This is a genomic window from Marivirga arenosa (assembly GCF_030503875.2).
Lineage (GTDB): Bacteria > Bacteroidota > Bacteroidia > Cytophagales > Cyclobacteriaceae > Marivirga > Marivirga arenosa.
Genome location: NZ_CP129968.2, coordinates 876,320 through 890,185, shown reverse-complemented (window position 1 = coordinate 890,185; position 13,866 = coordinate 876,320). Strand labels below are relative to the sequence as shown.

10 protein-coding genes are annotated in these 13,866 nt (G+C 32.3%); 4 read left to right on the top strand and 6 right to left on the bottom strand.

What is annotated here, in order from left to right:
- Positions 1-59: 59 nt before the first annotated feature.
- The 5 genes from QYS47_RS03825 to QYS47_RS03805 are packed head-to-tail and all read right to left on the bottom strand — an operon-like array spanning position 60 to position 7,299.
- Positions 60-1,319 carry a M16 family metallopeptidase gene (locus QYS47_RS03825; RefSeq protein ID WP_308357698.1) on the bottom strand — a complete coding sequence of 420 codons (1,260 nt, stop codon included), beginning with the start codon at positions 1,317-1,319 and terminating at the stop codon, positions 60-62.
- A gap of 31 nt (positions 1,320-1,350) precedes the next feature.
- A complete protein-coding gene (porV, locus tag QYS47_RS03820) occupies positions 1,351-2,523 on the bottom strand; it encodes a type IX secretion system outer membrane channel protein PorV (protein WP_308357699.1) in 1,173 nt (390 codons plus the stop codon).
- A 25-nt stretch (positions 2,524-2,548) separates the two neighbouring features.
- Positions 2,549-5,923 carry a type IX secretion system sortase PorU gene (gene porU, locus QYS47_RS03815; protein WP_322347783.1) on the bottom strand — a complete coding sequence of 1,125 codons (3,375 nt, stop codon included), beginning with the start codon at positions 5,921-5,923 and terminating at the stop codon, positions 2,549-2,551.
- 41 nt (positions 5,924-5,964) lie between these two features.
- Positions 5,965-6,648 carry a CDP-diacylglycerol--serine O-phosphatidyltransferase gene (pssA, locus tag QYS47_RS03810; protein ID WP_322347782.1) on the bottom strand — a complete coding sequence of 228 codons (684 nt, stop codon included), beginning with the start codon at positions 6,646-6,648 and terminating at the stop codon, positions 5,965-5,967.
- 6 nt (positions 6,649-6,654) lie between these two features.
- A complete protein-coding gene (locus tag QYS47_RS03805) occupies positions 6,655-7,299 on the bottom strand; it encodes an MBL fold metallo-hydrolase (protein ID WP_308357702.1) in 645 nt (214 codons plus the stop codon).
- A 134-nt stretch (positions 7,300-7,433) separates the two neighbouring features.
- Here QYS47_RS03805 and QYS47_RS03800 point away from each other — a divergent pair, with 134 nt between their 5' ends.
- From QYS47_RS03800 to QYS47_RS03790, 3 genes are read left to right on the top strand one after another with little or no spacing between them, the layout of a single operon-like run.
- Positions 7,434-8,492 (top strand): NAD(P)/FAD-dependent oxidoreductase, encoded by a 1,059-nt coding sequence (locus QYS47_RS03800; protein WP_322347781.1) that lies wholly within the window; start codon positions 7,434-7,436, stop codon positions 8,490-8,492.
- Position 8,493: 1 nt separating this feature from the next.
- On the top strand, positions 8,494-11,754 hold the full coding sequence (locus QYS47_RS03795) for a hypothetical protein (RefSeq protein WP_322347780.1): 3,261 nt from the start codon (positions 8,494-8,496) through the stop codon (positions 11,752-11,754).
- Between the two features lie 9 nt (positions 11,755-11,763).
- On the top strand, positions 11,764-12,642 hold the full coding sequence (locus QYS47_RS03790; RefSeq protein WP_322347779.1) for a YicC/YloC family endoribonuclease: 879 nt from the start codon (positions 11,764-11,766) through the stop codon (positions 12,640-12,642).
- Positions 12,643-12,681: 39 nt separating this feature from the next.
- Here QYS47_RS03790 and QYS47_RS03785 read toward each other — a convergent pair whose 3' ends face one another.
- Positions 12,682-13,182: a DUF6702 family protein gene (locus tag QYS47_RS03785; protein WP_302127807.1), complete on the bottom strand. Its 501-nt coding sequence runs from the start codon at positions 13,180-13,182 to the stop codon at positions 12,682-12,684.
- An 85-nt stretch (positions 13,183-13,267) separates the two neighbouring features.
- On the opposite strand from QYS47_RS03785, the gene QYS47_RS03780 reads away from it, so the two are divergent.
- Positions 13,268-13,855 carry a HupE/UreJ family protein gene (locus tag QYS47_RS03780; RefSeq protein ID WP_322347778.1) on the top strand — a complete coding sequence of 196 codons (588 nt, stop codon included), beginning with the start codon at positions 13,268-13,270 and terminating at the stop codon, positions 13,853-13,855.
- The last annotated feature ends 11 nt before the right edge of the window (positions 13,856-13,866 follow it).

The window sequence follows — 13,866 nt, the reverse complement described above, 5'->3', positions numbered from 1 at the left end:
TGTAATCCTAAAAACGATGGCTTAGATTTACATCATCAAAATATTTTCTTCGAGTGAGATTAAGCGACCTTAATCACACAATATTCTTCAGAAAAATACTTTTTACTGATTTCTAAAATCCTTTCAGCCGTGATATTTCTGATACTTTTAACATAGGCATCAAAATAATCAATGTAATCAGCGCCCTCTGATAGCTTAACTTTGTAATTCTCTGATTGGTGAAAAACCGTATCCAAACTACTGGCTATTTTACCGAGCATATAGTTCTTAATGGTTTCAATCTCCTCCTCAGGCACCCGATTAGTTTTTAGATCTTCCATCTCATGATACACTTCCTGAATAGTGTCCTCTATGTGGTCAATCTTCACATCAGCTCCGATTATATGATAATCGACATGCTTATAATTGATTAAAACAGAATAAATACCATATGTGTATCCTTTATCTTCTCGAATATTCTTCATTAAACGAGAACCGAAATATCCGCCTAGTATTTCATTGGTAATAGATAAGTCAAAGTAATCTGGATGGTCTCTAGGAATAGAAATAGCCCCCATTCTTATAGAAGCTTGAACAGAGCCCTCTCTTTCAATCTTCTTTTCCTCTAAATTGGGATTAAGTTTACCTGTATACTGCGGTTCATTTGGTTTAAATTCCAGGTTACCAAAATACTCATCAAAGTAGTTAAAAATATCTTCATCAAAATCACCTGCTACAATAATATCAGGCTGAAGAGCAAAATACTTATTAAAATAATTTTCTATATCTTCCTTATGAATGGCATTTAACTCATCTTCCTCAAGTATGCTAGCATAAGGTGTTCCTTGTAAAAGGTTTTTCCTAAGATTTCGAGTAGCGATTAAAGAGTTCTTTTGATTATTAACCCTAATTTTTTGAAGTTGCTGAAGCTTTATTTTTTCAAAATCCTTATCTTCAAAAAGCGGTTCTTTGATAGCACTTTTTAGAACAGGCAATAAGGTATTTATATGTTCTTTTAAACATAAAAGACTTACGGTTGTATAATCATAATCTACTGCAAAATCCAGATGCGCTCCATAATGATCTAACAATTCTTGCAGTTCACTTCCAGGGTAGCTCTTTGTTCCCTCTACTAAAACCTTTGCACATATAAGCGATTCCCCTGGTTTATTATCATTTGTTCTTCCAGCAGGATATAGTATATCAATTTTTAAAACAGGATTAGTATCATCCTGAATAATATGAACTGAAACATCATTTGAAAGCTTTTTAACTTCAGGCTTTGTTAATGATAAATCCTTCAGCATATATGCTTTTGGAGCAACTTGTCTATTAAGCATAATGAATTTTTAAATGAAAATTTACTTGGAATTACTCTGCAACAGAGGCTTTTGCAATCCCTAAGTTTTCAAATTTGAAAACCGCTGTGAACCTAAGCGTTTCTGCTAATGGATTGTTTTGCTGAGTTGGGATTAAGTAAGAAAAATCTAAACCTAACACTTGGTATCTGAATCCTAATCCAGCAGTGAAATATTGTCTACCTCCTTTGGTAATATGTTCGTAAAAATATCCGGTTCTGACCGCAAAAATATTATTATACCAGTATTCTACACCTGAAGAAATTGTAATTTCTCTTAATTCTTCTTGAAAACCAGCAGGTGCGTCACCAAATGAACCAAACATACCTTCAAGTAGAGTTGCTGGAATAGTATCTCCTTCATTAGGTGTAGGAACCATTAATTTATTAAAATCAACTGAAATAGTTAATTTATTATAAGGATCCAAATTAGAGGTAAAAGCTGATCCTATTTTCAAATTAATCGGTAAGAACTGTTCATTATCATCTCCACTGTACGAAACCTTATTAGAAATATTAGCGATCTGCATTCCTGAAGAGAACTCAGAATCCTTTCCACTAAACAATAATTCTTTTGTATAGAAAATTCCCAAGTCAACCCCTACCGCTGTTGCTGGGCTTGGATTTGATTGATTATTATTCGTGTAGTTTCCAAATAAATTAGACCTAGCAAATTTACCTGTCAAAGATGCACTTAAATTATCGCTTAACTTTCTGGAATACGCAGCAGAAATTGAAAAATCTTTTGGAGAAAAATCAGTCCCTGTATTACCATCATCTGTGAAGAATATATTTCCTAAATCGAAATACTTCATTGATAAGCCAACTACTTGCTCTTTGGATATTTTATAATAACCACTTAAATATGAAATAGACATATCCGTAACGCCTATACTCATTAACCATGGGGAATAAGAAATAGAAGCGCCAATTTCATTATCAACAAATGCTAATCTAGCAGCATTCCATTGCATAGCATTAGCATCAGCCGAAAGCGCTACGCCCACGTCTCCCATTCCTGCAGAACGGGAATCGGGTGATATTAATAAAAAAGGCATAGCTGTAGTGATAACATTTCTTTCAGCATCTTGCCCAGAAATTGTAGTAGGTGGACCAGTAATTTGGCCTAAAGCTTGGGTTGATAAAACGGTTAAAGCCGTTAAAAATATTAATTTCGCTGCTCGCATTTTATTTTGGTTTACTCAAATATACTTAATTGATTATAATTAGCTTTTTAATTTGGTCAGTTTTTGCATTATCTTCTACAGAACGTACAAAAAGCCTGACAAAATATAATCCTGGTGAAAGTTTTTCGCCATTTTGGTTTCTTAAGTCCCATTGATCTATTCTGAAGTCTTCATTAGTAGTGTATTCATGGGAATACACTAATTGACCCTGATTATTTATGATTTGATACTGAACCATAACCTGCGCATTTTTTCTATTCTGACGTAATCGAATATTAACATTGGATTGGGCTGGATTTGGATATATAGTAAAATCTAACAATTCGATATCGTCCTCACCAATTACCTCAAACTCTATAGTCGCTTGTGATTTATTATTATAAACATCAGAGGCTTTAATAGTTATGTAATGATTCCCCTCTTTTAAATTTTGTAGATCATATTCAATGGTCCCCTCTTGGTAGGAATCTTTATCGTAATAGAAAAAATCATTAAGTTTTATATCTTCCCCACCATCAATTGAATAGGTAATACCTGGATTCACATTGCTATTTGAAATACTTATTCCATGCTCATCAAACAAATCTACTATTAAAGAAGCATCATTCCCTACTCTATTACCATTTTCAAATTCTCTATCATTTAGGTATAACGCCAAATCAGGACCAGCAGTATCATTATTTGACATGAGAGAACTACCTCCTACAATGAAATCATTATTAAAACCTGATGCATCTTCTAATTGATTGTCATTCTTCGCATAAAAACTAAACTTGCCTTTATCAATGCGGTAATCTATTTCAGTGGGAACATAAAAACTGAAGCTAAATTCCCCATTTTGAATACTTGACTTCCCTCTGAAGATCACTTGATCAAATGTCATAAAGTTAAATTCACTTTCTGCTTTATCGATTGTAGAAGTTGCTTGGGGCTTATCATAAAGTTCAATAGTTAGTTCACCATCAAAATCTGACATGATTTGTTTTAGATTGTTCTCAATTAAACCCGATACTGTGATTTTAGACATACTTTTAAGAGTATCCGTTTCACCCTCTTCATTCATAATATTGGTAATTTGAACATTACTTTCAGGTTCAGCCAAAGTTACAGCTGGATCACCTAGCAAAATAAAATTTCGGTTCTTAACCCCTACAATCCCTGAGTTTTTAGTTTGCCTAATAATATCCCCTAATTTTTTAGGTTTAGTGTTTTGAGATTTAAATACATGTTGAAAAAAAGATCGATTTAAAGTGGCATTTGAACTTGACTCCACAGGCCTTGAAGTAGTTAATAATGCAATAGCACCACCATCAGGTTTAAGTAACATTCTCTGAGCGCCTGATTCTATATTTGGATTATCAAATCGGCCGAATTCGCAAGTTGCTGTGACAAATAGCGGCAGTTTATCAATATTATTCCATTCCTCAACCATGCTTACATTAAGAATAGATTCATTCGTCCAGCTACTTTCCGAACCATGACCAATGTAATTCACTATTAAAGCACCCTTATTTGCCATATCATTAATGGCTTCTCTCATTTTTGGTGAACGCTGTGTACTGGCAAAAACTTCCTGTTCAAATGCTCCTAAATAGAGTTTGTTGATATTATAAAATCCAAAATTATCAATTACATATTTACTTAGTTCTTCTGAATCACGATGAAAAATATTGCCATCTTCATCATCTGCAATGAAATAAATATCATTTCTCCATTTGTTAAAGGCTTGAGGATTCGTTTCATAGTAAATTATTTTATTTACTGCGTCCGCAGCTTCCTTTTTTGTTTTTGCGGGTATTCTTCCAATGCCTAGGTCAAGCTCATCAATATTATTCGATTCTTCTGCCCAAAAGCCTTCATTTTGATTCATGAATCCATAAAAATCATCAGAGGCATAAGTAAAAACCGGATGTAGCGAATTTCTAGATTGATATACTGGGACTAAATTAGTGTTATTAGCTATTCTATCTTTAAAATCATAGGATGATGCACCCAAAAGAAGCACATATTTAAGTTTGTCTGGATTTTTTAAATAGTAATAGCGGATATAATTTCGGATGGCAGAAACGTCTCTTCTACCTGAACCAAACTCATTAAATATTTCAGAAATTTTAGCAACCTCCACACTAAAATTATTATGATTTTCTCGATATGAAGCTAGCTTTTGTGCACTTTCATTAAAGCCGTCAAAAGTAATGACTAAATAATCGGGAGAGGTAGATTTCTTTAGATTTTGTGAATTTAATGTTCCTATATATTCCGGGCGTAATGCAGAATTAGCATTAAAAGTTACGAATTTTCTTTCCCTTCTCTCCTCAGTTTGAGAAAATTTAAAAGACCCATTATTCATGATTAATTCCTTAGAATTAATAGGGTCACTCACTTCCCATACATAATGATCATTTGAAAGATTACCTATTTTTAATTCATAATTACCAATTTGCTGAAATCCCCTATTTCTAATTACGATTTGAGAATTTAAAACATTCAACTTTTGAGGAACCGTTAGAAACAAATAATCCAGATATCCATCAGACCTACCAGCACCCAAAGCTTCATGTGTAAGCGAAATATTTAATTCTAATCCTGAAACTAATGAGCTTGCTATTGTTGATCGGTTTTCAAGCAATTTGCCTTTTTCACGATAAGGAAAGATTGTAAAATCTGATACTCTTTCAAGTGACTCACTGGCTAACTCATATTCATTTAACCTGATTTTTAGATTTGCTTCATTATAAGTTTGTGCTAAATAGTGAGTAGTAAGGCTTATTTCATCAGATGAAGCAATATCATTATTTAATTCAAAAGTAAAATCTTGAGTTCTATTTATACTAAAAGATTCACCAAACCATTTTCTTCCAGATCTTAAAATATTTACTTCATCTACTTCATGAAAATAAACAGCATCATACCAATTAAAACTTTGATCTACATTGATATTTTCTGAGCTTATTGAAGCAATTGAATTGGTTTGTTCTGCATTTATATCAATAAAAAAGTAAATTGAATCACTGTATACATTATTGCTATACTCATAAAATTCATTTTCAAAATTATAGTCGATATTATCTACAGCATCAGCATAAAAATAAACAGCTTCATTCTCCTCAAACACAGCATTTGTATTGGCCTTAACTTTTATAGCTAAAGGTTGCGGGTCATAAGGATAATCTATAGAGTTTGATTGTGGAATATGACCTCCGGGCATTCCATAAACCTGAATTTTATTAGGATTTATTTCAGAAGGATTTTCTCCTGCTGCCTCTAAAAATTGAGAATCAATTTTATAAACTCCTTCCGTTGAAGTAGCTACTTTTATCATCCCATTCTTATTCAAAACGGATTGAGCATACAAAATTTGTATGAAAAGGGTCAATATGATAGTGAAGGAGATTCTCATTAAAACTCTCAAAACAAAGTTCTAACAGTGTTTTTTCCAAATTAATTTCTAGAGAAGAATGAATATTTTATAATTGATAAAATGATATAAATCAGAATAACGATTGGAACAGCTGAAAATTGAAAAATTGCCACTAAAATTATAGCCATTATTATAGTCAGGTATCTGAAGATGTTATCCTGCCATTTCAAATTTTTAAACTTCAGTGCAATCATTGGGATTTCTGCCACAAGCAGATATGAAAAAAGAACCGCTATTAGAATTAAGCTAGCTGTATCAAACAGATATTTCGAGAAAAAACTACCTTTTAAAAAAATCAAAAAACCTATGAATAAGGCATTAGCGGGAGTTGGTAAACCTATAAATTCATCCGACTGACGAGTGTCAATATTGAATTTAGCTAATCTGAATGCTGAAAAGACTGCTATTAAAAAGGCAATGAAACTCCATACCTCAGCTTCATTCAATTGAAGAAATTGAAAAAGTATGTAGGAAGGTAAAAAACCGAAGGTAACCATATCAGCTAAAGAATCTAATTGTTTTCCAATTTCAGAATGAACCTTGAGCAATCGTGCTAACATTCCATCTAAAAAATCAAAAATAGCAGCCAACACTATGCAAAAAGCTGCCCATTCGAATTCAAACTGACTAGTAAAATAAACTCCTACTGCACCAGTAAATAGATTCGCTGCTGTAATAGCATTAGGTATATTCTTTTTTATCATAGCAGTTTATTTTATAGCACAAAAAGGGTTTGATGCTTTTTCTTTTCCGAGTGTTGTAGTTGAACCGTGTCCACAATATACAACTACCTCATCATCATATTTAAATAGTTTATTTTGAATACTACTGATTAAAGTATCGTGATCACCACCAGGAAGATCTGTTCTACCTATGCTACCATCAAATAAAACATCCCCTCCTATAAATACTTTCTCTTTTTCATTCATTAAACCAATATGACCTGGAGCGTGACCTGGTAAAAACAACACCTCAAATTCTATATCTCCAATCTTGTGAATATCGCCTTCTTTAAGGAAGATATCAGGTTTAGAAATTTGATAATTGGCAAATCCATATGCGGCAGAATAAGTAGGGACTGCCTCTAAAATCGGTTTATCCTTCTCATGCATATATAGCTTTACGCCATATTTATCCTTCACAAATTGGTTTCCTAAAACATGATCAATATGACAATGTGTATTTATTAATTGCTGAACATTCAAGCCTTCATCTTTTATGAAGTTTACCAACTCATCTTGCTCATAACCTTCATAACATCCTGGATCTATAACGGCAGCATTTTTATTATCATCATAAACCACATAAGTATTCTCCATAAAAGGATTGAAAACAAATTGCTTAATGTGTATCATATCTCTATAGTTTGATGCAAATTTGTTGAAATTAAAGCTGATTGCCTAAAATATATTTAATTATAGAAGGTGATTTGGATTGAAACAATCATAGTCTTTAATAATTTAATTCTTTTGAAAAGTAAAATTTCGTTATGAAAGTTGATTACATTATAGTGGGTCACGGAATTGCTTCAGTTTCTGTAGTAGAGCATTTAAAGCTTCATAGAAAGTCGTTTGTTGTTATTTCAGAAAACAATCCTAATTCTAGTTCAAAAGTTGCAGCAGGTTTATACAACCCGATTACCGGAAGAAAAATGAAAAAAACCTGGTTAGCAGAACAGTTATTCCCCTATCTGGAAAGCTTTTATAGTAATTTAGAAAAATCATTAAATACTAAATTCTTATATGACAAAGCCATATATCGACCTTTTCTATCTTTAGAAGATCAGAACGATTGGATGGGTAGAGAAGATGATGCTACAGCATTTATAAAGCATACTTACACCAAATCTCATTTCACAAACTTTATTAAAGATCCATTTGGAGGCGTATTATTGAAGCATAGTGGCTTTTTAGATGTGAAATCTATGCTTGAAGCTCATCAGCAGTATTTAACTTCCATTAATGCCTTCATTGAAAAAAAGTTTGACTACAAAAGCCTGATTATAACTGATGATACTATTGTATATCAAGAAATTAAAGCTCAAAATATAATTTTTTGCGATGGACCCCTAAGCGGAAATTCGTATTTTGATTGGGTTCCTACTGCACCAGTGAAAGGCGAGATTTTACATATTAAAACTGAAAAAGCTTTACCGGAAGATGTAATTTTTAATAGAGGAGTTTTTGTAGTAAAAAATACTCATCAAGACTATTACAGAGTGGGTGCTACTTATGAATGGAAAAATCTTACATATGAACCTACTTCAAAAGCTAGAAATCAGCTTACAGAAAAATTAGATGACCTACTAAATGTAAAATATGAGATTATAGATCAAGTAGCAGGAATTAGACCTTCAACAAAAGATAGGAGACCTTTAATTGGAAACCATCCTGCTCATAAGAACGTTTTTATATTCAATGGATTAGGTACTAAAGGTGTATCATTAGCCCCATATTTTGCTAATGAGTTTGTGGAATCAATAATTAATTCAAAAAAATTAAATGATGAAGTAAACATTAAACGTTATTATCCATTATATTCAAGTTAGTATGAGATTAAGAACCTTTACATTCATTTTATTAATAGTAAGTATAACTTTTGCAAGTATTACGCCTCAAGCTTTACGAGCACAAAACAGTGAGGAAACATTTGGTAAAAGTAGAATTCAATACAGATTTTTCGATTGGAAATATTATAGCACTTCTCATTTTGATGTTTATTATTACTATGGTGGACAAAAACTTGCTAAACAAGTTGCTAGCACTATAGAAGAGGATTTCCTACGGATTACAGACATCATGGGTTATGCACCTTATAGTAAAACCAAAATTTTTATTTTTAATAGCAATATTGATTACAATCAAAGTAATGTTGGACTCAATGAGGCTCAGTTTGACATAAGTGGACAAACTAATTTCCTCAAAACTCATTTAGAAGTTGCCTTCTCCGGTTCATTCGAAACACTTAGGAAAGAAATTAATTACAAAGTTTCAAAGCTATTCATCAAAGACATGCTTTTTGGCGGGGGCTTAGTATCTGAAGTTTTCCAATCCAATTCATTGTTTACAGTGCCAGAATGGTTCATTAATGGCGCAGCAGCCTACATAGCGTATGGATGGAATGCAGAAATGGATGATTTCGTTAGGAATTATTTGATTGATCATAATCCCTCAAGCATTGAAAATTTGGAAGGAAAAGAAGCTGAACTAGCCGGTCAATCACTATGGAATTTTATTTCAGAAAAATATGGAAGAATTAATATTTCAAATACTCTCAACCTTACTAGAATTATAAGGAATGAAGAAAAAAGTATTACCAACACCTTAGGAATACCTTTTAAAGCCTTTTTAAGTGAGTATAAATATTTCTACATTAATAACTTCACCAATATGGATACAGAAGAATTATCTTCTAAAAATCAAATTTCCAAACCGTGGATAGGTGAAGTAAAATACCAAACTAAAATTAGCCCAAATGGTGACTTCTTAGCATATTCAATAAATAACAGAGGGCATTTTAAAGTTAAACTTAGGAAGATAAGCAGCGGGCAAGAAAAAGTTATTTTTAGAGGGGGACAGAAAAGGTTAGAAAAATCTGAAGAAACTTTTGCTCCAGCTATGGACTGGGGTGATAGTGCTACTTTGGGTATTGTTAGTTACAATAGAGGTGTAAATCTTCTTAATCTTTACAATCCTTATACTGATAAAATTCAAAAACGTGACTTAAGAAAATTTGATCAAGTGAATCAAATTGACATCTATCCAAATGGTAAAACAGCGGTTGTAAGTGCTAATATTAATGCTCAATCCGACCTTTATTTAATTAGTACAGGAAGACCTAATATCAGAAGATTAACTAATGATGTTTTTGACGATTTATACCCTGCTTTTATTCCAGATACAAAACGTATCGTTTTCTCAAGTAATCGAAAAACTGATAGTGTCTCCATAGATTATGGATATTCAGACATGGTAAGAAATTTTAACTTATTTGAATATGATATTGATAAGCCAAATGAGCTTAAACAAATTACCAAAGACTTCGGAGAAAATACTCAAATCGTAATTCCAGATAGTTCTACCCTCTTTTATGTTAGCGATAAATCAGGCATTAACAATCTGTACCGATTCGACCTAGAAAAAGAGACCTCAACCCAAATTTCTGCCTATGGAACAGGGGTTCAAAATTATGATCTCAGACCTGAGCTGAAACTCTATTCTGTAGTTCTGAATCAAAATGATACTGAAAAACTCTATCTAAAAGATGATTTCAATGCTAATGAAGCTAAGTTTTTACCTTCCACATTAAGGAAGCAAGTTGAATTAAGCCGAAAATTAAATCCTAATCCAAGTATTAAGAATCAAGGGGCAGGGAAAAGCAATAACTTAGAAATACCCAAGGATAAAAACTTTAAAGAGGATTCAAATCTATCTAGTCTTCAAAAAAAGCTTAATCAAGGAAATGAAAACTCTACCAAGCTAGATGCAGATAACTTTGAATTTGAAGCACAAAAATTTGAACAAGACAAAGAAGAAAGCTCACTTTTAAAGAATTTAAGCAAACTAAGAAGTACTGCAAGCTTAATGGGGCCTTTTGATTATGAACCTACCTTCACAACAAATAATGTTACCGCCTCATGGAAAATCGATCCATTAATAGGACTTTCCATGTATTCAAGATATCAAATGAATGACTTAAGGGAGAATAATAAATTCTACGGAGGATTTGATTTATCTCTACAGGATTTTAGAAGCGGTTCTATTTTTGGCGAATACCAATATCTTGAAAGATTGGTTGATTATAGTGTAAGGTTTGAAAGAGATGTTTATGCTACAAAACTTAATGACAGATTTACAGATCAAACTTATGCATTAAATAATATCAGTTTTGGTGGGGCTTTCCCCTTTTCAAATAATAGTAGAATAAGTGTTAAGCCTCATGTTATCTACAGACAGTTTATAGAAAGTAGCTTTAATGTTCTGACTCAAGGTAACAATTTGGCTAAAAGCCCACTTTCAAATGATTGGCTTTTTGGAGGTAAAATCGAATATATCTATGATGATTCAGAACCCATTGGTTTAAATATGCGCCAGGGTTTAAGAGGAAAAGTTGCTTTCGAGAATTATACAAGTGGTTTTGCGGCAGGTCAATCATTTAGTAAAATTTATTTAGATGTTAGAAACTATCAAAAGATATTTAGAGAAATCACATTTGCCAGTAGACTTTATGTTGGCGGATTTTTAGGTCAGAATTCACCCTATTTTATGTTAGGTGGAGTTGAAAACTGGGTTTTCAGAAGAATTAATCAGCCCGCTCCTGGAGATGAAGTTACAGTAGAGGAGAATCCTTTATCAATTACTTCATCTGAAAGTCCTATCTACAATGAGAATTTACTTTTCCATGAATTTGTAACTGGCTTAAGAGGCTTTCAGCTAAATGAATTCAGCGGCAAAAATGTTATCCTCTTAAGCAATGAATTAAGATTTCCTATTTTTAGAGTGTTAAGTAATAATTCAATGAATTCTACTTTTGCTCGCAATTTCCAAGTTATAGGATTCTATGATATAGGAACGGCCTGGTTAGGAGGAAGCCCTTGGGCACAAGACAATAGTATAAACCGCCAGAATATAGAAGCTGATAATTTCAAAGCTGTTATTAGAAATTACAAAAACCCTTGGTTATCTTCGCTCGGATTAGGGCTTAGAACAACTTTATTAGGTTATTATATAAGATTAGATTACGCTTATCCTATTGAAGATTATATTGTTCAAGACCCAAAACTTAGTTTAAGTATAGGATACGATTTTTAATATTTTTCCATGATCAAATCAATGACTGGCTTTGGTAATGCTGAAGCACAAAACGAGAATATTTCTGTTGAAGTAGAAATTAAAACACTCAATTCTAAATTTTTAGATTTATCATTAAAACTCCCTAAAACTCTTAATGCACAAGAGATTGAAATTCGCAATGTTATCAATCAGAAATTAATTAGAGGAAAAGCTGCTGTCAGCATAAAAATCAGCACTAAGAATAAACAATTAGCATTACCTAACATTGATCAAGAATTATTCACGGCTTACTATGAAAAGCTTTCAGATCTTGAGGAGACTAATGGAAGAAAGTTTAATGATCTTATGAAGATGACCTTAGAGGCTCCAGAAATCATGAAGTTTGAAGATGAGAACCTTTCTGAAGAAGATTTAAAATTAATAAATGATACGCTAAATAATGCTATAGATAGCTGTAATGATTTTCGTAAATCAGAAGGTCAAAAAGTAGGTTCTATTCTAGGAAGTTATGTGGATACCATAGCGGAAAAATTAGAAAATGCTAAAAAGATTGAACCTCAAAGGTTAGAGAAAATCCGAACTAGGCTACAAAACAATATTAAGGAACTTACCCAGTCAGTTGATTATGATCAAGATAGACTGGAACAAGAACTTATTTATTACTCAGAAAAATTAGATGTTCATGAGGAAATGGAGAGATTAGCTATTCACTTAAAGTATTTCTCTGATACACTTAACAGTAAAGCGGAATCTCATGGCAAAAAACTAGGGTTTATCAGTCAGGAAATAGGTCGTGAAATCAATACTCTGGGATCAAAAGCAAATGATTCAGACTTACAAGAGCAAGTGATTCAGATGAAGGAAGAGCTTGAAAAAATTAAAGAACAATCTTTAAATGTTTTATAAAATGAAAGGCTTGGCACTAAAATACCAAGCCTTTATTTTTTAGTAATAATCAAATTCTACCTCCTGGGTTTCATCCCCATCAACCAGCCTAACTGTTTTGATCTCTCCTCCCACTTCTGTATGGACTAAATTCGATTGCGTATCAAATTCATCAAATAATACAGTATTTGTAATTTTAAATCTATTCGGTTTTCGCACTTTGTAAATCTCTTGATAAATCCAAAGAACATTTTCTTCTAGTTCACTACCGATATAAGTGATCTCTTGTAGTTTCCCATCTATCTCAACGGAAAATCTTTTTGAATAATAATCTTCTAACATCTCATCAATTTCAGCCGTATTCTTCATAGCCAGAATATCGAGATTTACATTATAATGCTTGTTCAAAGTCTGTTCGAAGTCATCTACAAATACTTTATGCATGATTTGAACAGATTTGGTCTCTTCTTTATAGACCAAATCAGAAATGGAAACATAAAAGGGATGAACAACTCCGCTAAGCACCCATAAAAAACCGATTATAAAATTGCTATATATCATTTTAAAAAGTCTTATGTCTGTTTTGCAAAATTATGGTAATATTATGGTTTCTAAACAAATTAAACTGAAAATTATATAGGTGGATATGTCTACTTTTAAAGCCTACTTTCTTGAAGGATTTCATCATATCTTAGATGTTAACGGATATGATCACATTTTATTTGTTTTGGCCTTATCAGCTATTTACTTAATGAAAGATTGGCGCAAAGTACTAATCTTGATTACAGCTTTTACTATTGGTCATTCCATTACACTAGCTTTGTCAACCTTAAATATTGTAGCCATAAAAGCTGAATTAATAGAGTTTTTAATTCCAGTTACAATATTTATTACCGCATTTGCTAATCTTTTTAAGAAAGAGAGAAGCCTGAAATCATCAAGCAGTATGCAATTGAATTATATCTTTGCATTGTTGTTTGGGCTGATTCATGGCTTAGGGTTTAGTAATTACTTAAAAGCCATACTAGGTAAAAACAGTTCTATTGTAATGGAGTTATTAGCTTTTAACATAGGACTTGAAATCGGTCAAATTATAGTAGTACTTAGTTTCTTACTTATATCTTTTATCTTTATAGACATATTAGGAACAAAAAGAAGAGATTGGGTACTCATCATATCAAGTGCTATTGGTGGAATAGCCATTACAATCATGATGGAAACGAAATTTTGGTAAGTTTTAAATAA